Here is a 22,401-nt window from a genome sequence, read left to right on the forward strand (position 1 = left end):
TACATGAAAGATATAGGTGACTGGTATAAACATATTGATATGATGCGACTTGCTCAAAATACTGATACATGGGATATCAGCGGAAATATAGCCTTTATGCTGGCAAATTTCTTCTGGAGCTTATACAAGGCGCTCACAGAGCTGTGCATCTACGTGTTACGAATTGCCTTTGATGTTGACTTTATCAATGCATTTGGCGATATGATTCAAGAGTTTATTCAAAAGTTTGTTGGATATAATGGTAGCTACATGAATAATGGGTTGTTGCCAACGTTTTTAACGCTCATTTTCTTAATTGTAATTGCGGAATTGTTTTACTACTATTCTAAGCGTGATTATTCAGGAATGTTTGTACAAATATTCTTAACAATTGCTATTTTAGTTGGTAGCTTTTTCTTTTATACAAATATTGGTACTGTAATAAAAACCGTAAATACAGTTACAACTGAAATTAGTAGTGTGGTTATTGGTCTAACAACTGATGTTCAGTACGATGAGGACGGTGAGCCGTTGTCGATTGGTGAACAAATTGAAATTGCTGCAAAAGAAGAGCTACTCTTCAAACCCTGGTTACATTTGAACTTTGGTGTGACAGATATTGAGGCTCTGAACGAAGCGAATCAGCAGGATCAAACAAAACTAACTGGCGCTGCCAGAGTAAAACTCTTTTTAGAAACAGAAGGAGATCTCGCAAAACTTGCTGATACAGAAGTCACTCAATATAAGAATAAAGCAATGAGTCGTGACCATAATCCATGGGGTAGAGCTAGTGATGCGATTTTACTATTCTTTACTTCAATTCCAAGTGCTGCTGTGTTTATTATGATTGGGATTGTAGTCTTTGCCGCAAAAGTAATGATTGTTGTCTTTATATTAATACTTCCGATACCACTTACTATGGCGCTGATTCCATCGAAACGGATGGGGCTTATTACTTATTTAAATAAGATTCTTGGCAATCAAATTGAAGTTATTTCAATGGGACTTGTTGTATCAGTCCTCTTATTTACAAGCAGTATTCTAAAAAGTGCCATTGCGACGATGCCGGATATGACATTTGCGAAGAGTCAATTGTTGGTAACTATTATTTACTGTGTGTTTTGGTGGAAACGCAAGGAGTTCTTTGGACCGGCAATGGTTTTAGGTGGAACAATCAAAACTAAATATAATGAAGCAGTTCAGTATGCAAGAACACATCGTCAAGATAAGTTTTATAGAAATGGTAATAATACAAATGGGCCAGACAATAAGCCCGAACCAAAGGATCCACCGAATAAACCACCAAGTAAGCCAAAGGGTGCTACGCTTTCTAAAACTCCAAGTAGAGCTGAATTTAGAAAGAATAAAGGTAAACTTGTTGCCGGCGCAGCAGCAACGGCTAAAAATGCAAGAAACACGGTTCAAGCAGGTAATGCAAAAGCGAAAGCAGCTACTAGTGCGGTGAGTGCTGCAGCAAATAAAAAGAACAGCGTGAAGACAGATAAACCACGAAAACCGAGAACCTTACCACCAATGGCTAAGGTAACCCCAAAAGAAAACATTCGACCACGTAGTGTGGTAACTGATAGTTTACTGTCAAAACCAACTCCTGCGAAACCATTGTATTACACCGAAAATGGTGGCACTGATAAAAAATATGTCAATAACAAAAAAGGTGATCAGTCATGAGTGAGCGTTCGGAATATAGACGGGTCGCTGCAAAGAAGGCAACAAATAAAGTAGTAAAAAAAGTCGCGTACGGCTGTTTGGGGAGTGTGCTAAGTTTGCCGGTGCTGCTTGTATTGTTAATTGTGGTGATTGCTGCCGCTGCTTTTTCTGGTGGCAGCAGCGATACACCTGACGGTAGCGATGTGGTTGCCAGTCAATCCGGATTCATCCAGCCGATTGGTGGCGTGATGACTGAACGATATGGAAATGTAGAAAACCCCTTCGGTCCGGGTGGTCGATTTCACGCTGGAATGGATATTGGGTGTAATAAAGATGATCCAATTAGAGCGGCTGCTGATGGCATGGTCGATCGTGCTGATAGTGGTGGTTTTTATAATGGTGGTTGGGGTAATTATATTATCATCGGACATGGTAACAATTTAAAGACCGGGTATGCCCATCTCAATACAGTCGGAGTTACTTTAGGTCAACAAGTCAAGCAAGGTCAGGTTATTGGCTATTGCGGGACAACCGGTGCCAGTACGGCGCCACATTTACATATAGAAGTGTATTCAAATGGAACGAGAATTGATCCAGAACCATATTTTCCAAAGTATGAACGAAGTTCAATTGTGAGTCCGTAATTATGAAAGGAGCAAAAATGTATGGAGTATAGATATATTAATTTAACAGACCATGATATACGCATTGCTGATGGGGGCACGGATGTAGTTATACCGCCATCAGGAATGATAGCCAGAATAAAGAGTAAAGAACGCCGGTTAATTGGTGTTCATTCAGGCATTAAACAGTACTTACTTGGTGGTCGGCAAATAGAATATCTGCCAGCGCCAGTTGATGGAACTATCTATATCGTTTCGAAAGTAGTTCTATCAGCATTAAATGGCCGCAGGAAAGATGTTTATGCCCCGGAACGTATTAAGCGTAAAGGTGGAAGAGTAGTTAGTGCCAGCGGATTGGTTCAGTTTGAGCGTGTAAAAAAACAAGGTATGCCAATATCAGGAGGTGAAGGGCGGTGAGCAATAAAAAAATATTTGTCGCTGTTTTACTAATATTAAGCTTATCGATTCTAGCGAATGTATATCTAGTTATGACTCGAGGTGTTGATCCAGGAGAACTTAGTGACCGTGCAACGTTACAGGAACAAATAAATGAGCTGCAGCAACAACTTGATGATAAAAATGCGACTACAACAACAAATGATGCTATTCAAGTTCGTGATGGAATTGCGGCCGCAAAAGATTTTGTGTATGCCTATTATGGCTATTCTAATTATGATGAGCATCAGGAACGATTGAAGCGGATTAGTAATGTGAGTCCAAATGTACAGGATCGAATTAATGCGGAACTCGCGTTAAAAGATGTTGGTGTGAGCGAACTCAATATTATTCGTGCAAGCGCTGAACCACTCAGTGAAACGAAGTTTCGTGTCTATATTCAGATTCATTTTTTGATGGATTCACCGGTTCCGGTTGTGAGCGAAGCGTGGGTTGATGTTACGTATGATGGCAGCATTTGGCAGATTGCCGATTTTGGACTTAGTTAGGAGAAATATGTATGAATGATGCAAATGAAGAACTAAAAGAAATCGTTAGAAGTATTGGAGCTTTTTGGATCCTACTTATTCCGGCCGTATTATTTGGAATTTGGTGGTTTTTACCTGCAGATTTTAAGTCGAATATTGAAGGAAGAATTCCAATTGAAACAATAACATCAATCCTTGAAACATTGATCTACGTAATTGTTGTTCTTTTAATTGTAGGAATAGTGTTATTAGTCATTCGTGCAATCTTAATTGGTGTTCTAGAGAAGAAACGGATGCGATATTATCTGTGGTTACCACACGCTGATGATAGTGTGAGTTTAACAAGCCTTACAGCGATTACAAAAGATTTATACTCGCAGAAGCGAATGTGGTATGAACGTTTACTAAAAGGGAAAGAACAGTTTATCTTAATCATTCATAATGATTCAGACAACATTGTCCGTTTCTATGTTGGTATGCCGCTTGATCGCCGCCGTAATGTACTAACAAGCTTGCGTGGTCTTTACCGGCTCTCAGAGTTTTATGAAGTAGATCCAGCAAAAGTATATCCGAATGTTAAAACGTATAAGCGGCAGCTGCATACAAATCGTTTGACAAGCTTGCAGCGGAATTATCAGTTTGATCCAGTAGGAGCGCTTATTGATAAGATGGAAGATGATTCATGGATTGAAATCCGTGTAACTCCAGATAAGAGCGGCGTTTTAGAGCGAGCAGTAAAGCTTGAAGACAAGAAACAGAAGTTTGATCAGAAGCAAGCACGAAAGAATCAAAATGAATCTGGTCAAGTTGATGGTGTTTCAATGGATGATGCCAGAAGACTTGTTAAACGTTTGCGACCTGCAGCTGGTGACGTGGAGATGGTATTTGATGTTGTTATCCAGATTGAGAGCAAACGCAAATTAGTGGCGACTGACCTTGGTATGACAATTACCTCGCTTACTCAACATAGTGCAAATAGCTTAAAGCTTAAACGAACACCTTGGTACCAGCATGTTATTACTCAAGCACCATTTTTGATTGGAAAAACATTCAAAATGACGACCAGTGAACTGGCTGCCTTTTTCCATTTGCCAGACATAGATGAAAATGAATAGGAGTGTGGAATTCATGCAGAAGAAGATGTTTTTAACTAAACTTGAGCTTGAAGTCTTTGGCGCACTGCAGTGGGATCAATGTTTGAAAAATGAGGAAATTGCTGAGCGCATTAAGATGAAAAAGCAAAGTGTTGATAATGCAGTTGGACACTTGTACAAATATGGATTAATCAAGGATACATATAATTATCGGCGAGGACAGGAGCGAATCATTAAAGTAATCGGTGTCGTAGATTTCACAAGCGGTGCTGTTCTTGAGACGTTCCTAGATTAGTGCTTTTATTTTGAGTGAGAATGGAGCTAAGAGAAAAGCCTCTAATTAATCCGCTTTAAATATGGAAACTTTATTTTGAATGAGAATAGAAAGGGTGAAAAAATGGAGTTAAACAATATAAAACGCAAAGACCGAATTATCCATTTAATGAAGGGGCAAGGAATGATTCCAAACTACCTATTAAATAGTGGTATTAGTTTTGGAGTCTTGTATCATCCGGTTGTTGTCGATCGTGAGTTACTGATTGATGAAAATGTCTTAACAACACATGTCTATGTTGAAGGCATCACCGGTAGTGGTAAGACCAGTCTTGTGTATGTGGTGCAGGATGGTATTTTCATCAAAAAGTTAGAAGATCCAAACGCAACCGGATCGATGTATATAGATCCATTAACCAATGGTGCGAATGGATTGATTACCAGAGTGCTGCACGCTGCGAAAGAAAAAGGATTAAGGGCCACGGATTTGGACTATTTCCATTACATGAAATTTGCGGATGATGTACCTCTTGGTTACAAAGCGGATCATATACCTGGACTTAATCTGCTTTATTATGAGCCGGGTGACGACCTGCAGGAACTGATAGATTCAACAATGAGCATTATTGATACCGCCATTCCAACTTCACCAGGTGGAGCAGTGCGAATGGAAAAATTCCTAAAAAATACATTCGGTTTGTTGCTGCTGGATAATAGACTGCGAAGTGAAGAGGGCGACTTACAACATACTATTCTTGATGCCGCAAAAGCAATTAAGAGTAAAGCTTTCAGAAGAGCAATTCTTGAACGAATAGAACCACTTGGATTAGATGCCAAGCCATTTATTGACTTCTGGGCGGAGTATGAAGAGACCGATATTAAACCGGAGACGCTGGATGCGATTGAAACCCGGTTGAATATTTTTGCGGTCAGTCCGGTGTTGCGCCGGGTATTCGGTCAGGCTTCGATGATCCCCTTAACGAAGTGGCTTGATGAAGGGCACATTGTGTATGTTGATCTTGGGCGCTTATCAGAGACCGCGAAGAAACTCATCAGCTGCAGTTTAACTGAACGTTGTTACCGGGCCGGTAAGAACAAGCGCAAGAATAAAAATTTATACATTCTGATGATTGATGAAGTGGCTCAAGCACAGGTGCCATGCATTCCTGATATCACGATGGATGGTCGGCAATTTGGATTGGGACTCTTTCCGTTGAATCAGTATCATACTCAGCTCAATGATAAAATTCGAGTCGCACTACTCAATAATACCGGCACTCAGTGCTTTGGAAAATTAAGTGGATCCGTTGCGAAAGAAGCCAGCAATGCCAGTGGAAACCGGTTTAGTGCGGCTCAACTTGAAGCGATGCCGACCAGTGTTTTTGGGTTAGTGACGCAAGTCAAAATGAATGGTGAAATGGTTAAAATGAATACCATGCTGAAAAGTCCACCGCCATACATTTATACCAAGCAAGGCAAGATTGCCGATTACAAAAATGAGCTTGAAATGCGCCAAGCACGCATCGATGCTTTTGTTGCGATCAAGCCATTGATTGAACGTGACTTCCAATCTGTCGCTGAAATTGATGCTCAGATTAAAGCATCATTCGGTATGGTTGATGAAAGTAAATTAGATGGCGATGGCATTGCGATGATGCAACAAGAAGCCCGGATAGCGGAGCATGAAAATGTTCAAAGTTTTGACATGATAGAGGCTGCAAAAAGTGCCGGATTATCAGTTGTTCCAGACTTCAATTAATGGTTCAGAATTGAGGTGAATTAGCAACCGAAATTGATTGATTATGTGATTGAAATGGTCTTTTTAACCTAATAATTACAATCAAACAGTTAATCAACTAGTTTGCCGACGTAAATCCTTATGGAATATAGGCTCGTAGTTTTGGTGTTTTCGCAGATATCTGGATATTGAGGCCTGTTTTTAAGGCTCTATTCTTGAATACAAAATTCAACTATAAATAGTAACCAAAAATACAACAAATAAAACACTATTTATATGTCAAAAAAACGGTACTTCATTCTAATAAATTCCATACCATATCCAAATACTCACTTTACTCAATTCTCTATTTTCAATCAGTCAATAAACTATTCGTATTTTTGAAGAACATCAATACAAGTAGTCTATTGCAAACACCAAAACTAAACAGTTTACATCTAACTGTTAATCAGAAATCTGATACTTTCTTTTAAAAGAAACAAACCTCAGTCAATCCTCTCCGCCGGTGTTGCTGCTCCCGTGCTTGGTTGTTAAGGGCGCGGCCGGCGAGGAGATGCGACATGTGAGGTGGGCCAAATGAAGGGAGTGAAGCTCATGCAGCGACCAATAACAATCGTCCTCAATGAAGAAGACATTCGGCTCTTCTTTGCGATTGATGATTTTAAATATTTGGACCGAGTGTATATTGATGGAGTCATTTATGCCGATCGCTCAAAGCAATATATAACAAACAGACTTTGGAAATTAGTGCGGAGCGGTTATTTGGACCGTATACCGAAAGTTGGTGTCCTGGATTGGAATTATATAAACACAGAGCAAACAATCCGCATGTTGGATTATTTAGAACGTGGTGATGAGCTTGATGCGATCCGACAACTCATCTATGCAGATGAACCCCAACCACAGATGCAGCATCAACTTGAATTGAGTTATATTGTTGCAGCCATTCAAAATAGATTCCCGGATGCTATTTATATGAATGAGCGGATCGCAACATTTAAATACGGTGTCAAGAAGCATGAGGTGATCAGACCGGACGGACAAGTTCTTATTCCGATAGCTAATAATTGTTATATCAGTTATTGGCTGGAATTAGAACGAGCAACTACCGGGCAGAAAGGAAATATCTATAAAATTAGAAGATACAATTCCTTCCTGCAGCAGTCATGCTTTTTAGACCAATATTTTTATCCCGGAGAAGTAGTTGAGTTTCGTTGCTTATATATTGGAGCACGTCGTGTAGATATTGAACGTCTAGGACGATATGCGACAAGTGGACAACCACAATTTACAATTGAATACATGAACATGGAAGAAGGAACGTTGCCGATTCATTTTGGAGCGTTTGAGAGGAGGTTGCATCTATGCGAATAACCGAACAAGATGAAAAGCTATTTATGTCGCTCTATCAATTTGAATACCTTGATCTTGGGTTTATTCAAAAATATGTGTACATTGATATGCATCTTACATATATCAACAAGCGGATTAAGATGTTGACGATTACTGGATATGTTGAAGCGATTGCTTGTTGGCATAAAAGTCCGGTAAGCAATCAGAACTATAAACAAGTATACACGATTGGTGTTACCGGTTATGACTGGTTATGCAGCACGATTGGTGAAGGGACACAATTGAAACCAATTGCGAAAGACCAAGCAACAATTACGCGCATGATTGAGATTGCGCACATGGTATCTCGTTATCAACAAAGTGGTCGTGGAATTATCTATATGAATGCTGAACGTGCTGTGTTCCAATATGGGCTCAATCAACGCGGGCAGATACGACCAGCAGGTCAATTACTGGTGCCGGTTCTATTTAATAATCAATCAATGTATATTAGTTATTGGATTGAACTTGAACGAACACGCGGAAGTATTGAGAATTTAGCATTAAATCTAAAACGATATAATCAGTTCCTGCATTTTAAAGCGTATGAAAAACAACTCATTTATGATCGGCCGGTTTTTGCATTCAGAGTATTATCAATTGCACGTGATGAAACATCAATGTATCAACAGTTACATAGGACAAAAGATCTAAAACTTGATGTTCCAATTTATTTTGCGATAAAGCAAGATGTTTTTGTAAATCCACTTGGACATATTTATAATACCTTTGATGAAAAGGGCGTCGACTTATTTGGTAATTCTAAAAACAAAGGAGGTGCAATTATATGATGGTTTTTAATAGCGTGCAGCGATTGGCACGAATGGTTATCGGCAGTGTCGCGAGCATCTTCCCCCGCCCTATCCGGCGACCAATTTATTTTATGTTAGGAATTTGGGGAACGTATGCGATGCTGTGGGTGATCTATTTTTTGTTATCGAGCGCGATACCAGGAGCAACGGTATTCTTAGAGGTTCTGCAGCTGATACTTACAACGATGAAAAATTTCTTCTTATTGGGATATACACTAGCAAGAGAATATCTTGGACTGAATGAGTTGCTAGCTTGGATTGTTTACTTTGTTCTTTTATTTGGAATTAGTTATATATTGAGTGTGGGGCTTGGTGTGAATAGTCGAACAATTCGCGGACTTGTGATACTTGGACTTATTGGGCTTTACATATATCTGTATTACTTACAGTAATGCGCTGTGTGGTAAACACCAGCGCAAAAGTGGGCCAAATGGCCCGGCAGGAAAAGTGGGCCAAATGGCCCGGCAGGAAAAGTGGGCCAAATGGCCCGGCAGGAAAAGTGGGCCAAATGGCCCGGCAGGAAAAGTGGGCCAAATGGCCCGGCAGGAAAAGTGGGCCAAATGGCCCGGCAGGAAAAGTGGGCCAAATGGCCCACTGGAAGGAGTGTAAAAAATGAAACAAACTAAAACAATAGCGCTGTTAAATCAAAAAGGCGGTGTGAATAAAACCACAGCTGCCATCATTTTAGCAACTTATCTTTCAAATAGAGGTAATAAAGTTGGCTTTGTTGGTGCTGATGCACAACTGCATGCGACTGGAACGTTGCTAAAAGACGAGTATGTTGAATATGGCTTGTATGACTTAATAAGTGGAACCAAGATGTTTGATGAAGTAGTTGTCCATATCAATGAAAACTTAGATTTTATTCCAGAAACATTGATGCTTTCAACAGCGGATATTCTGCTTTCGCAAAAGATGGGTGGGGAAATGTACCTTGCACAACTCTTTGATGATTTGTTTTCTGCTAAAGACTATGACTACATCATTTTCGATTGCCCACCGGCAATTAATAAAATTACTAGCGGTATTATTTTGTATGCACAATACTTTGTCATTCCAGTATCTCCATCGAAATACTCGCAAAAAGGGTTAGAAATTCTATTAGAGTACTTAGCTCAAGTCTTTCATATCTCGAAGAAAGAACAGAAGAAGTTCTTTCGGGTTTTAAAAACCTTTCATAATCCGAATGAAATCGCCAGCCAAAAGATTAGTCGATATTTGGATGAAAAGCGCTTTAATATGTTCCATACATATATTTCAAAAGCAACTGAATTTGATACGCTCACCTTTACCAATGATGTAATTATCGAGGCGAAGCCAAATCATCCGGTCGCTAAAGAATATGTGTTACTTATGGATGAGGTTCTAGAGTGGATAAGTGATAATAATTAGGAGGTTCCGAACATGTCGAACAAAGATCATGATATTTACGAACAATTACGAGAAGTAAATCGCCCGTCAAGTGGGCAGAGCGCTCGTGTAGCCGAGTTGATGCTCGGGAATCCAGAAGAAATGCAGCTGACAACCATCAAACTTTCGGTGCTAAACCCTAGTAAATATAACCGTATGCCAATTGTTAAAGTTGAGGAGCTGATGGAACAAATTAAGGCTGACGGCTTGCAGAATCCAATACATGTGCGCTTTATTAGTGATGATAATATTATCAATATTGCTGGCCATCGCCGAGCGGAAGCATATAGACGCTTGGGATATGACGAAATTCCTGCTTTTATTCGTAGGGATATCAAAACAGATTTGGACGAACAAAGAGCGGTCGCAATCAATAATGTGCAACGCGAGGAGACGAAAGAAATCGTCAAACAAAAAGTTTTGGAGTGGGGTGATATTTACGAAATTGAAAAGAGTCGAGGAAATATTCCTGCCGGAATCCGAAAGCGTGTGTGGATTGCGCAGTTTACTAATTTAAGTGAACGGAGTGTCCAGCGGTACTTAACTGAATATGAGGCGATTGAAGGTGACGTTATTGAAAAACCAGAAATTGATCCATTAATGGCTGCTGAGCAAAAAGTCATTAAACAAGCACAATCGTTTAGCAAACATTTAGCCAAATATGCGAAACTGACGGATAAGCGACAGAGTGCTGCAGTTATTCAAGAACTTGAAAAACTAATTAACATAGTCAAAGATAACATGAAATAACTGAAAAAGCCGAGCAACAATTTTTGCTCGGCTTTTTTTGTTACCGCTCTAATTCTCTTATTTCGCTATATTTATGGTTAACGTGATAAGTTTCTTGCTAAATTGTGAGAATAATATTATAGTTAATTTAGATTAGAAGAAGGAAGTGTGTAGATGTTATTAGAAGAGCCGATTGCTTTTTTGAAATTCTTAAATATTATATTGTTTGGGAGTGTTTTTTGTTTTTACATTTTGTCATCAATAATAAGTTACTGGTTTCGAAAAAAAAGAAAATTGAAAGTTAATAAAAGTTTTAGGTATGACAATGGGAAACCTACTCTTGAATTCAGAGTACCCTTATATTACTCTACACCAATGGAAGATGAGGTTTGGTCAACGTTTGAACAGGATCAGCTATTTACTTATAAAAATAATGATTATATTATTGCTCAAATCGTTGAAGAGCAAAACAAAAAAACTATTGCAAACTGCATTGTTTTTGCATTTATATGTAAAAAAATTGTTGTGTCACTTGTTCCAAAACATCAACTGAGTAAGGCAGAAGTACAGAATGGGGACAGATATATTACACATGGTGATGGTTCACCAATTATCAAAGACTCTAAAAATGTTACTATTAATAATAATGCTTTAAATAGCCTAAAAGAGTTGAATGATTTTTTCTTAAATGCTAATTTGCAAGATGTTCCGGATAAATCGTTTATTCTGGAGTGTATATCATTAATTAAGAATAATCATAATTTAGGAGATAAGAAAACAGATTTTATTATTACTCTAGGTAATTACGCTAAAACAGTGCCTGCAATTGCTACTGCTATTGCAAGTGTTATCAGTTTACTAACTAACTAAATTAATTGAGGTTACATATTATTTTTACTGTTGTAAATATATTATTTTTTAAGGAGAGTATAGATGAATGATAAAGAATTAAATGATTTAAAAGTGCTACTTGAAAATTTGGTTCAAATTCCACCATACATTTTATCGGATGAACAGCAAGCACTAATTAGTAAATTTTTTAGTATTGTTCGTCCCGATAGTGTTTTTCCTAGATCATCAAATGCGCTCGTTAGTATTATGGGTAAGAAAATTTATGTTGATATATATCACCCTGTGATTTGTAGAGTTGAGACCTTTCATGTATTGAGTGTTGATGATTACCCTAAAAGTATTACTTTTACGGCTAATGATAGCTATTCTATTGTGGTATTCTTTGATAAGGATTTTCAAAAAATGGGTCAAACACCATCTCATTCACACTTCAAAGTTATTGATGTAGATATCAAAAAAATAAATAAATATTTAGGAGATGATTCTAAATATTTATATAAAGCAGATTTATCTTCAGATAATAACTTGTATATAGGTGCGTTTGTATATTTAAGAAGAATATTTGAAAATATTATTGATTCAAAACTTAAAGAGTTATCAAATAAAGGTAAATCAACATCAGATAATCGTATGAAAGAGAAAGTATCTTTTTTAGTCAATGAACATCAGTTAGATTCAACATTTAAAGAACAGGGATTTGCAAAAATGTACTCTCTATTGAGTGATGCTGTTCATAATCTTTCGGAAGCGGAGTGTAAAGAAAACTTTCTTATTCTTCGTGAAGCAATAATGATGATTATTAAGGATCAGATTGCTCATGAACAACAACAACAAAGAAAAAAGAATCTGCAAGCTACCTTAAACTCTTTGTGAGCACCAGAAAATTAAAGTAAATAAAGTACTACTTTAGAGTAACTTGAAGAAGTTACTCTTTTTTATTTTTTTGAAGAGTTCAACTTTCGTAGTCAAGTTCTCGCTTAGTTGTCTTATTTGCTCACTAATGAATTTATGCCCAATTATTGGCGATTTACTGACTATCAGCATTTTTCGCATATTTGGTAATGAAAGAGAGTAGTTATACCTGCCAGCGGATCCAGTGGGCAAATAGGATTCTTTTTGAATATGATACTACTCTGGGTGATAGTTACGATCGCAAAGTTGCTATCATCTTTTTAGATGGACGAAACTTCAACTTGGAGTTAGTTGAAGTCGGATTTGCTAATCTGAAATATTTAAAAGATACCATGCCGTATGTCACGGAATATTGTGCGGCATTGATAGAGGCGCAAGTGGCCGGAGTTGACCGCTGGAAGTAGTTAAAACCATATTGTTGCTGTTGTGTTCATTTGAGAAGAAATTAGTTTGCTTGTATCCATTAAAAGTAGAGTTGGTTAATAAAAAATTGAAATAATTTATAGTTAATTTCAAATAGTGAAATGTCAACTTATTTTTGATATAATGTTATTAGGAGTTTGAAGAGGCGATAATATGGATAGAAATAAAACAATTTTAACAAAAAAACAAACGGCACTATTACTATACAGTGAACATTTAAGGCAGATAGTTGACTATAACTTTTTTCATAAAATAATTCGAGATAAAGAAAAGCTCACATGTGGGAAAATGTTAGATTATAGTATGTCAGAAAATCAAATTTATTTAATTAAATCTAATAGAGACATGCTTTTGCATTCCGCTGGTGAGGAATGGAGTTATAGAAGACGTAATGCAGTTGTTAGGGAAAAAGAGAAAGATCCTAAATTGCGTCCGAAGTGTCAATTATGTGGTGCAAGAATACTTGAAAAGCACTATATAGTTAATAAGTATAATAAAAAAGAATTATTTGTAGGTTCAGAGTGCATAAAAGAATTTTATAATGAAAACCTTTCAAGTGATTATTATAATTACTATAGAGGCAAAAAGGCTAGAAAGTTTGTAAAACTTGCAGAAGAATATCCGACCATTCGAAGAATTGTCGAAAGTTCGAAGTACAAGCAGTATGATATCGCTTATCCTTTGAAACTTGAAAAACAATCTATGAATGAGAAGTTACTTGTGAGAAAGTGTTTGGAAAAGTATTTAGCTGTTTCTAGTCTTGATAAGGAGGATGTTCATTATGTCAAACTTAAACATTATATCGAGGCGTTTTTATCTGTTCAAAAGCAGATAGATAATTTCTGTGAAAAAAATTCAAATAATAAATTTATTCTGACCAATAAGTTAAGTGAAAGTATTATTTCGAATCAAATTAATGGAAAGGCCTTGGTTGAAAATATAAGAGGTCAACATGATAGTGTAATTGATAAGCGTACTGCGTCAAAAATTACGGTTGTTAGTTTTTTAGAAAATTATAAATTATGGTTCAATGAGAATTTTTCAAATCAGAATTTTAATATAACAAAAGTCGCCAATGGGAAAATTTACTTTAGCTATAAAGTAAATAATGTTGATTATAATTTTCTAGCCAACTCACAAGATTTTATTTTATGTATTAATGGTATTTTTGATGATGTGAATACTAGTAAAAGAAGAGACGTCAGCAAGATAATAGATAAAATTATGGTTAGTAAATCAGATAATGAAAATTTATTCAAATATTTTGATAAACATTTTTCAAACTTATTTGAATACAGATTAAATGCAACACAACTATTGACGCGTACTTTAGATAGTAGAAAGAGAAGCGTTAGAGAGTTGTTTATAGAAAATACTTCATATGATTATTATTTCGTAATTAATTCAGAGGAGTTGTCAGTTATCAGTAGAGATACAGTGAAACTATTCGCGCTTGGTGAATTGTTCGGAAATAGCAATAAACAAGTTTTTGCAGATGTATTGTTTCGAAACAAATATCCAAGACAGGTTGTCTTGAAAAAATTAAGAACAATTTTAGCTGAAGCTGAGGATATATACGGTGACTTGCAATAAATTACTTAAATTATAATTATTTGAGAGTATGTGTTAAGAACTTCGAAAGAAAATATTGTTTCGAATAATCTTTAACTATTGATATTATAGATATAACTGGAGGTAGAAATGGAAACGACAAAATATTTAGATGATGAACTAAAAAATTTTATAGTTAATGTAGGATGGACTCATAAAATACAGATATGTCAATCAGATATTTATATTGAGTACACCAAAAAGCTAAAGTGGGTAAAGATTGTATTAACATCTCTAACCTCTGTCGGGCTCGGAAGTTTTCTGTTGAAAATTTCTTCTGATTTTCAAAACATTTCAATGATTTTAACATTTGCCTTGTCTTTGTCTATGACAATAGTGGTTGCATTAGATAAGGAAAATGATTATAAAGAATTAGCGAATCAAAATAAATTAGCTGCAGATAAATTTTTAGAAATCAGAGAGAAGGCTTTAGAACTGCTATATGAACTAAACATGGGCAAGGATGCTGATGTTATTCAACAAGAATTTAAAGAATTAAAAGAGGTTAGAAATCAAGAAAACTCGATGTTACCACATACTTCTTTGGAGGCTGTAGAAGTTGCTAGTATAAAAATAAAAGATAAAAGAGATAATGATTACTCAGAAGATTATGAGTACTTCATTCCTAAAAATTTAAGAAATTTAGAGGATTGATTATGATTATAAACTATGCTAAGACTTTGCAGCGGTCAAAGGAAGAATCGGAAAAATGGCAGGCAAGGATAACGAGGATAAATAATAAGTTATGTGACGAATATTATCCAGAAAGAGAGAATCACACAATAATTGTTGGATCCGTTGGGCGTGGTACTGCAGTATCCAATACTAGTGATTATGATGTGATTTTCAAATTGCCCTATTCAGTTTTTAAGAAGTTTGATAGTTATGAGTCAAATGGACAATCACAATTGCTTCAAGAAATTAGAAACATAATTATGGATTTACATCCAAAAACAGATATTAAAGGAGATGGGCAGGTAGTTTCAATTGAATATAAAGATGGGGTTATTGAATTGGTTCCTGGATTTGAACAAACTGATGGTAGTTATAAGTATCCAGATAGTAAAGATGGAGGGAGTTGGAAAATTACAAAACCAATTCCTGAAATTGAAGAATCGAACAAGCAATCAAAGAATTCAACACAGTACTTTAATTATTTGTGTTACCTAATACGCCAGTGGAAAAATTATATGGGATTTTCTTTCAAGGGATTACTTATTGACACGTTGATTGCTAAATATTTGGATGAAGAAACTTATGCGAATAAAACAGAACTAAAACTGTTGGAAGATTGTTTTGTTTTCTTTTCAAAGGAGAATAAAGAGCAGGCATTTTGGTATGCATTGGGTAGCAATCAAAAAATATATAATCGAGATGAAGGTTTATTTGTAACTAAAGCAAAAAAGATTGTAAAAAAATTTGAAGATTGTACAGAAGAAGAAATTTTGAAAGAAGTATTTGGATATAAGCAAAGTGAAAGTAAATCTGCAAATGAAGAATTCATAGAGGACAAGTTTATAGTAGATATTCAATACAATTTGATAATAGATTGTGATGTATTTCAAGACGGATTTAGAGGAATGAAGCTTTCGAAGTATATTAATAGTAAGTTTAGATTGGGGCGAGGGAAGACGTTGAATTTCAGCGTTGTTAGTACCAATATCCCAACCAATTTATCAATAAAATATTTTTGGAAGGTTAGGAATGTCGGAAGAGAGGCCGTTGGTAAAGAACGCGGTCAAATATTTTTAGGAGAATTTAGTTTAACTGAACATACGAATTTTAATGGTAATCACTATGTGGAGTGTTATGCAGTTCATGAGGATATCGTAATAGCACGAAGTAAAATAAAAGTCCCTATTGATGTAGTGAAAGGAATATAATTTAAGTTCTGAATTAATAAGAACCGGCATTTTTTGCCGGTTCTTTTTTATTTGTCGCAATCGAGTCTATTTCCTGGCCAGTTCAGATATATTAATATGGTACATTACTTTTAGGAGGTCATTCTATGTTAGATAACTTAAAGATTGGCGATTGTATCCGTATCGATGGCAAACATCTTTTAGTGTATGACGATGCAACAAAAATAGAAACATATTCAAGTATAGAGAAACATGGCGGCGCTGTTCAGTTGTTGCTGACTGATCCACCATACAATGTAAATTATTCGGGAACAAAACGGAAGAATCGCCGGCGGATCATAAATGATAATCTTGGCGATCGATATACTGATTTTTTGACGAAGCTATTAAGCAATGCGGAGAGAGTGATGGAGCCAGGAGCAAGTTATTATGTGTTCATGGCATCGTCATCAATAACAGAACTTTATGCTGCATGCGATGTTGCCGGCTTATATCGCTCAAGTTTGTTGTTATGAATCAAAAATCATTTTGTATTGTCGTTTGCAGATTACAAAGCGAAGCATGAGTGTATACAGTATGGATGGAAGAAAGGTGCGGCACATAAGTTCTATGGGCCTAAAAACGCATCTACAGTGTTTAATTACTCTAAACCAGTAAAATCCCTGTTACACCCGACTATGAAGCCGCTGGAGCTTGTTAAGGAGCTTTTACAGCATTCAACACTGAAAGGTGATGTTGTTTTAGATCCCTGTGGAGGAAGTGGCACAACGATGTTGGCGGCTGAAGAGCTTGGTCGCATGTGCTATATGATCGAGATTGATCCAGAGTATATAAAATCAATTATAAATCGGTACTTACATTTTTATCCAGATGCCAAGATTGAAATTTTGTTATGAGTTAATTGAATAATTTACGTCACAATATCTTATTATTGAGCAGTCTTTTAAAAAATTGTATAATAAAGAAAGATAGAAAAAAGATGGTGAGATGATGAGTGGATTAGGAAAAGCCATTATGCAACGACGTATTGCAAAGAAGATGAGCCGCAATCGGCTCGCAGCAGGAATATGTAGTCCAAATGCGGTTCAAAAAATTGAGCTATATGGAACGATTCCTAGATTTGATACATTAGCGAAGTTGTTAGCTAAATTAAATTGTTCAATCGATGAAGTGTGGCAAGAAGCCAATGTAGAAAACTATTCTGAATATACGACAATTCGGAAAGAGATTGCATATTATAACAAGAAGCATAATTATATACATGTTGAGCATCTAATAAACGGGATAGATCCAGAAATTTATAACTCTTTGCCGCTCGATGAACAACAATATTTATTATATAATCAAGCAGCGGTTTTACTGAAGGTTCATGGTAAGACAGATGAGGCTTGTACAGTTGCTGAGAATGCTCTAGAATTGACACTTATAGCTGAAGGAGATCGCTTCTCGGAAAATGAAATGTTATTGATTAATTTGATTACCTCAATTAGGCAAAATGATTATTTTTGGTATTTGCTGAAGAAGGCTTATATATATTACTTGAATGATCGAATAAATATTGCAGATAAAACTTATATGACTATTGCTAATGGAATGCTACAGTATTATTTCAAGAATCAGGAGTGGCAGAAATTGCTCGAGGTCTCAATTGAAACTGAAGAAGATGGCTTAGAAGAAGATATGCTTATGTATGTTACCAATATTTGGTTTTCGAAGGGTGTTGCTTTATATAAATTAAACAGTTGCGATAAGGGTCGAGAATATATTAAAAATGCAATGGAGCACTGCTTGTTGCTTAAGCAAATGAGGAATTATAACTACTTTCAACAGCATCTTGTCAATTTAGGTATAAATATAAAAGAGTAGCCGGATTTTATATCCGGCTACTCTTACTTTCTTATACCCACCATTCCATTAATGCAACGATCCACTTGAACATTTCGCCCACCTCCTGATCATGATATATTTCAATTGTAGTCCTTTTAAAAAGTTGTATCTATCCAAAATGTATGAAAGTTTTAATACATTGTATTTATTTCATTGATTTATAAGGGTTTGTAACTGTTGAAAGTTATTAAAACAATCATATTTACAGACGTTTTCTTAACACCTATACTAAAAGTAGGGAAAAGACATTGCAAGATTGCAATAAAAGCGTTTGTTTGTGAGTCAGAACGGGAGTTTCTACTCATCTTCGTCAGCAGACGCTAATACAGGAAAAATGGGGCTCTGGGGAGAGCCCTTTGTGTTTATATTCGATATTCATCAATTACATGCTATATAAACACATACAGGGGTAGCGCAGATAAAAATAGTGGGATTAATCAATTTGTATTGTCTAATGCTCTTTTTAGCTATTGCTAAAGAGAGCTTTTTTATATAATAGATATAAAATACAAAGATTGTTTTTATTTAGGCTGCATAAGTTAAGTGTTTATCGCGAAAGGGTAAACATGTCGATGGATAAGCAGATAGGTATTCAGGAGTTAAGAGAACAATATAGCCAGAAAATGGTTGGAGAATTTGTAAAATCAATAGAAGCAGCAGATGATGCTTTTTTTCAGTCTGAAGAACGAACCCAAAAGTATGTTTCTTTAGGAAACCGCAAGAGACAAATTCGGTATAAATTTGAGACATTTACAATCAATCGTCGGGTATATAGAAATAAGGAAACTGGCGAACTATATTATCATGTTGATCAGCTTTTTGAATTGCTGCCGTATAAATGGTATCAAAAAGAGGTGAGAGAGGATATTTATAATAGCTATGGAAATGAAAGCATCCAAAGTATCGCTCACCGGCTTGGAATGAGTCGGATGGCTGTGTATGATGTGCTTTATGAAATTGGAGTTGTTGAACGAAAAGAGTTGGTTGAATCTAGCATAGAAACCTCGGTCCATGTTCAGGGTGATGAAAAATACTTTAGTCATCAAAAGAGTACTAGGAAAAAAGGCCAAATCAGATTAATGACGGTATTTACAGATAAGGTTGAGGTGTGTAGGAACAAACATAGATTGGTCAATAAAAAAACATTCTTATTTAATGATAGAAAAAAACCAGAAGCCATTCAAGATGAAATCATGCAATATTTACAATTACGCTATCCGAACTTAAATAGAATTTATTTCTCATCTGATGCTGGTAAATGGTTGATCCAGGTGCAGGAAGCATTTCCGAAAGCAACATTTATTTATGATTTGTTTCATTACAAACAATACTTGATGATTATATTTAGCGGTCATAGAAAGTTGGCGAAGAAAGCAAATCAATTCGTGCGAGAAGATAGAGCGTATGATTTTATTCAGTATTGTTTTAATTTCATTGAGGAGTATAAACCGGATAATGGAAAAGCAATTGAAGCTGTCCAAACAATAGCTAACTTATGGGGGCCGATTCAAAATAATTTTAAATTACGGGGTTATTTAGGCAGTAACACGGAAGCACAGATTAGCCATATAGCGACCAAGTACTTTGCGGCAAGGCCAAAGGGGTTTTCTCAAAGGCGGATGAATGCCTATCTACGAGTCGTTGAATATAAAGTTAATGGATGGAGTTATGAACAAATCAAGGATGCTCAAATAAAGAAAAAGAGTGAATGCCGATTTGAGTCAATATCTGAACGAGAGAGAAAACCGGTTCCAGGAAGGAGCTCGCCAGGCAACGCAAATAATATACCAACAATGAATTCCTCTAAAACTGGATTTAAACAAGTTTTGAAGCGATTAACTAGATAAGGTAATGTCGCAGCAATGACGTTTTTTTGTCATGCAATTTAGTGTGAAATATGTTAGAATAATATCAAGATTTATATATGGTTAGTGTAATCAGGTGAAAATCATTATTTATTGTGCTATTCTCTGCTTAAAAATATTATTTTTTTCAGATTTCGTCCAAATTAATTTGACAAAATCCTGAAGAGATATAACTTGTGAGAAAGCGTGATTTACGTTATAATAGCAATGTATAAAATCATGAAGGAGGCGTCATGTAAAATGGCTAAAAAAGTAATTACTGATTTAGATTTGAAAGACAAAAAGGTATTGGTTCGGGTGGACTTCAATGTACCTATGAAAGATGGAAAGATTACTAACGATAATCGTATTGTTGCGGCATTGCCTACAATTAACTACATTATCGAACAAGGTGGGAAAGCAATTTTATTCTCACACTTAGGAAAAGTGAAAACTGAAGAAGATAAAGCTTCTAAAACACTTCGCCCGGTTGCCGGACGTTTAAGTGAGTTATTAAATAAAGAAGTGAAATTTGTTCCGGTTACACGCGGAGCTGAGTTGGAAGATGCAATCGCTGCAATGAATGATGGAGATGTTATTCTTTTTGAAAACACACGTTTTGAAGACCTTGATGGTAAAAAAGAGAGCGGTAATGATTCAGAACTTGGAAAATACTGGGCATCATTAGGTGATGTATTTGTAAATGACGCATTCGGAACGGCTCACCGTGCCCATGCTTCAAACGTAGGAATTGCAGCTAACCTTGATAGTGCAGCGGGATTCTTGATGGATAAAGAAATTAAATTCATCGGTGGTGCAGTTGATGCGCCGGTACGTCCTTTAGTAGCGATTTTAGGTGGAGCAAAAGTTTCAGATAAAATCGGTGTTATTGAAAACTTGATTGAAAAAGCAGATAAAATCCTTATCGGTGGCGGCATGATGTTTACATTCTACAAAGCACAAGGGAAAAACATTGGTAAATCTTTAGTTGAAGAAGATAAAGTAGCTTTAGCAAAAGAATTATTAGTAAAAGCAAAAGGGAAAATTATTTTACCAATTGATACTGTCGTTGCTAAAGAATTCAGTAATGATGTACCATTCCATACGACAGCAATCGACGGTATTGCTGATGATGAAATGGGATTAGATATTGGTGCTGAAACAATACAAATGTTTACTGCTGAGCTTGCTGGTGCAAAAACAGTTGTTTGGAACGGACCAATGGGTGTATTCGAAATGTCAAACTACGCAAACGGAACAATCGGTGTTTGTGAAGCGATTGCTAACTTAAAAGATGCAACAACAATTATCGGTGGTGGCGATTCAGCAGCTGCAGCAATGCAACTTGGATTCGCGGATAAATTTACTCACATCTCAACTGGTGGCGGAGCATCACTTGAGTACTTAGAAGGTAAAGTGTTGCCAGGTGTAGATTCTTTATCAAATAAATAAAATCAGTTGCAAAGCGCTTGCAATCTGATTTTACCCATGGATGCTGGCGGACCGGAGACGGCCGACGGCATCCCAAATTTTATAATAATGAGGTGTCAAAAAATGAGAAAACCAATCATTGCCGGAAACTGGAAAATGTTTAAGTTAAAAGGTGACGCTTTAGCATTTGTTGAAGCAGTTAAAAATAATGTGCCAGCAGCAGACAAAGCTGATAGTATTGTTTGTGCGCCATTCGTATTCTTAGATGCATTAGTTGAAGCTACTAAAGGAACAAACTTAGGTGTAGCGGCACAAAATATGCATTTTGAAGAAGAAGGGGCATTCACTGGTGAAATCGCTCCACGTATGCTTGCTGATTTAGGCGTGAATGCGGTAGTTATCGGACATAGTGAGCGTCGTGAAATGTTTAATGAAACTGACGAAACAGTAAATAAAAAAGTACATGCTGCTTTTAAACATAACTTGTTGCCAATCGTTTGTGTTGGTGAAAGTTTAGAAGTTCGTGAAAATGGAACAACGAATGATGTTGTTGATGCGCAAACAGTTAAAGCTTTAGCAGGTTTAACTGCTGAGCAAGTTGCCGGAACTGTTATTGCTTATGAACCAATCTGGGCAATCGGTACCGGAAAAACCGCTACTAGTGAACAAGCAAACGAAACTTGCGGATATATCCGTAGTGTTGTTGCTCGTGAATATGGGCAAGCAACTGCTGACGCGGTTCGCATTCAATATGGTGGTTCGGTAAAACCGGATAATGTTGTTGAATTAATGGCACAATCTGATATTGATGGTGCATTAGTTGGTGGTGCGTCACTTGATTCAGAAAGCTTCTTGGCTTTATTGGATGCAGTGAAGTAATATATTGTAAAAATTTTGAAAACCGGATCGCTTATGGCGGTCCGGTTTTTTTCTTTCCA

General features: G+C 36.3%; 24 protein-coding genes. All 24 read left to right on the plus strand.

Features of this window, described 5'->3' with window-relative positions:
• The first annotated feature begins 3 nt into the window (after window positions 1-3).
• The 24 genes from FEZ08_RS01630 (at window position 4) to tpiA (ending at window position 22,342) form a co-directional block, all read left to right on the plus strand.
• Window positions 4-1,668 (plus strand): CD3337/EF1877 family mobilome membrane protein, encoded by a 1,665-nt coding sequence (locus tag FEZ08_RS01630; RefSeq protein WP_138189952.1) that lies wholly within the window; start codon window positions 4-6, stop codon window positions 1,666-1,668.
• Complete coding sequence (locus FEZ08_RS01635; RefSeq protein ID WP_138189953.1) at window positions 1,665-2,291, plus strand: M23 family metallopeptidase; 627 nt, start codon at window positions 1,665-1,667, stop codon at window positions 2,289-2,291. The genes FEZ08_RS01630 and FEZ08_RS01635 overlap by 4 nt, the downstream gene beginning before the upstream one ends.
• Window positions 2,292-2,312: 21 nt before the next feature.
• The gene (locus FEZ08_RS01640) at window positions 2,313-2,687 is read left to right on the plus strand and encodes a hypothetical protein (protein ID WP_138189954.1); all 375 of its coding nucleotides are present in this window, start codon (window positions 2,313-2,315) and stop codon (window positions 2,685-2,687) included.
• Window positions 2,684-3,214: a hypothetical protein gene (locus FEZ08_RS01645; protein WP_138189955.1), complete on the plus strand. Its 531-nt coding sequence runs from the start codon at window positions 2,684-2,686 to the stop codon at window positions 3,212-3,214. The genes FEZ08_RS01640 and FEZ08_RS01645 overlap by 4 nt, the downstream gene beginning before the upstream one ends.
• 11 nt (window positions 3,215-3,225) lie before the next feature.
• Window positions 3,226-4,308 carry a hypothetical protein gene (locus tag FEZ08_RS01650; RefSeq protein ID WP_138189956.1) on the plus strand — a complete coding sequence of 361 codons (1,083 nt, stop codon included), beginning with the start codon at window positions 3,226-3,228 and terminating at the stop codon, window positions 4,306-4,308.
• A gap of 13 nt (window positions 4,309-4,321) precedes the next feature.
• Window positions 4,322-4,582 (plus strand): hypothetical protein, encoded by a 261-nt coding sequence (locus FEZ08_RS01655; RefSeq protein WP_138189957.1) that lies wholly within the window; start codon window positions 4,322-4,324, stop codon window positions 4,580-4,582.
• A gap of 102 nt (window positions 4,583-4,684) precedes the next feature.
• Entirely contained in the window at window positions 4,685-6,319 is a 1,635-nt protein-coding gene (locus FEZ08_RS01660) for an ATP-binding protein (protein WP_171014874.1), read from the plus strand.
• Window positions 6,320-6,892: 573 nt separating this feature from the next.
• Complete coding sequence (locus tag FEZ08_RS01665; RefSeq protein WP_138189959.1) at window positions 6,893-7,672, plus strand: hypothetical protein; 780 nt, start codon at window positions 6,893-6,895, stop codon at window positions 7,670-7,672.
• On the plus strand, window positions 7,663-8,481 hold the full coding sequence (locus tag FEZ08_RS01670; RefSeq protein WP_138189960.1) for a hypothetical protein: 819 nt from the start codon (window positions 7,663-7,665) through the stop codon (window positions 8,479-8,481). The genes FEZ08_RS01665 and FEZ08_RS01670 overlap by 10 nt, the downstream gene beginning before the upstream one ends.
• Window positions 8,478-8,894: a hypothetical protein gene (locus FEZ08_RS01675; RefSeq protein ID WP_138189961.1), complete on the plus strand. Its 417-nt coding sequence runs from the start codon at window positions 8,478-8,480 to the stop codon at window positions 8,892-8,894. The genes FEZ08_RS01670 and FEZ08_RS01675 overlap by 4 nt, the downstream gene beginning before the upstream one ends.
• Before the next feature lie 220 nt (window positions 8,895-9,114).
• Window positions 9,115-9,894: a ParA family protein gene (locus tag FEZ08_RS01680; protein WP_138189962.1), complete on the plus strand. Its 780-nt coding sequence runs from the start codon at window positions 9,115-9,117 to the stop codon at window positions 9,892-9,894.
• 12 nt (window positions 9,895-9,906) lie between these two features.
• A complete protein-coding gene (locus tag FEZ08_RS01685; protein ID WP_138189963.1) occupies window positions 9,907-10,662 on the plus strand; it encodes a ParB/RepB/Spo0J family partition protein in 756 nt (251 codons plus the stop codon).
• 153 nt (window positions 10,663-10,815) lie between these two features.
• Window positions 10,816-11,511, plus strand: a complete 696-nt coding sequence (locus FEZ08_RS01690) for a hypothetical protein (protein ID WP_138189964.1) — start codon at window positions 10,816-10,818, stop codon at window positions 11,509-11,511.
• Between the two features lie 63 nt (window positions 11,512-11,574).
• On the plus strand, window positions 11,575-12,366 hold the full coding sequence (locus FEZ08_RS01695) for a hypothetical protein (protein WP_138189965.1): 792 nt from the start codon (window positions 11,575-11,577) through the stop codon (window positions 12,364-12,366).
• Window positions 12,367-12,554: 188 nt separating this feature from the next.
• The gene (locus FEZ08_RS01700; protein ID WP_138189966.1) at window positions 12,555-12,809 is read left to right on the plus strand and encodes a thermonuclease family protein; all 255 of its coding nucleotides are present in this window, start codon (window positions 12,555-12,557) and stop codon (window positions 12,807-12,809) included.
• A 172-nt stretch (window positions 12,810-12,981) separates the two neighbouring features.
• Entirely contained in the window at window positions 12,982-14,421 is a 1,440-nt protein-coding gene (locus FEZ08_RS01705; protein WP_138189967.1) for a hypothetical protein, read from the plus strand.
• A 108-nt stretch (window positions 14,422-14,529) separates the two neighbouring features.
• Window positions 14,530-15,093 (plus strand): SLATT domain-containing protein, encoded by a 564-nt coding sequence (locus FEZ08_RS01710; RefSeq protein WP_138189968.1) that lies wholly within the window; start codon window positions 14,530-14,532, stop codon window positions 15,091-15,093.
• 2 nt (window positions 15,094-15,095) lie between these two features.
• The gene (locus tag FEZ08_RS01715) at window positions 15,096-16,322 is read left to right on the plus strand and encodes a nucleotide-binding domain-containing protein (protein ID WP_138189969.1); all 1,227 of its coding nucleotides are present in this window, start codon (window positions 15,096-15,098) and stop codon (window positions 16,320-16,322) included.
• 125 nt (window positions 16,323-16,447) lie between these two features.
• Complete coding sequence (locus FEZ08_RS01720) at window positions 16,448-16,816, plus strand: DNA methyltransferase (RefSeq protein WP_138189970.1); 369 nt, start codon at window positions 16,448-16,450, stop codon at window positions 16,814-16,816.
• 18 nt (window positions 16,817-16,834) lie between these two features.
• On the plus strand, window positions 16,835-17,197 hold the full coding sequence (locus tag FEZ08_RS12515) for a DNA methyltransferase (RefSeq protein ID WP_277871009.1): 363 nt from the start codon (window positions 16,835-16,837) through the stop codon (window positions 17,195-17,197).
• Window positions 17,198-17,315: 118 nt separating this feature from the next.
• Window positions 17,316-18,167: a helix-turn-helix domain-containing protein gene (locus FEZ08_RS01730; protein ID WP_171014876.1), complete on the plus strand. Its 852-nt coding sequence runs from the start codon at window positions 17,316-17,318 to the stop codon at window positions 18,165-18,167.
• A 593-nt stretch (window positions 18,168-18,760) separates the two neighbouring features.
• A complete protein-coding gene (locus tag FEZ08_RS01735; RefSeq protein WP_171014877.1) occupies window positions 18,761-20,035 on the plus strand; it encodes a UPF0236 family transposase-like protein in 1,275 nt (424 codons plus the stop codon).
• A gap of 258 nt (window positions 20,036-20,293) precedes the next feature.
• Entirely contained in the window at window positions 20,294-21,484 is a 1,191-nt protein-coding gene (locus FEZ08_RS01740; RefSeq protein WP_138189974.1) for a phosphoglycerate kinase, read from the plus strand.
• Between the two features lie 102 nt (window positions 21,485-21,586).
• Window positions 21,587-22,342: a triose-phosphate isomerase gene (tpiA, locus tag FEZ08_RS01745; protein ID WP_138189975.1), complete on the plus strand. Its 756-nt coding sequence runs from the start codon at window positions 21,587-21,589 to the stop codon at window positions 22,340-22,342.
• Window positions 22,343-22,401: the final 59 nt, after the last annotated feature.

Origin of the sequence: Culicoidibacter larvae, from assembly GCF_005771635.1 — a bacterium.
Taxonomy (GTDB): Bacteria; Bacillota_I; Bacilli_A; order Culicoidibacterales; family Culicoidibacteraceae; genus Culicoidibacter; species Culicoidibacter larvae.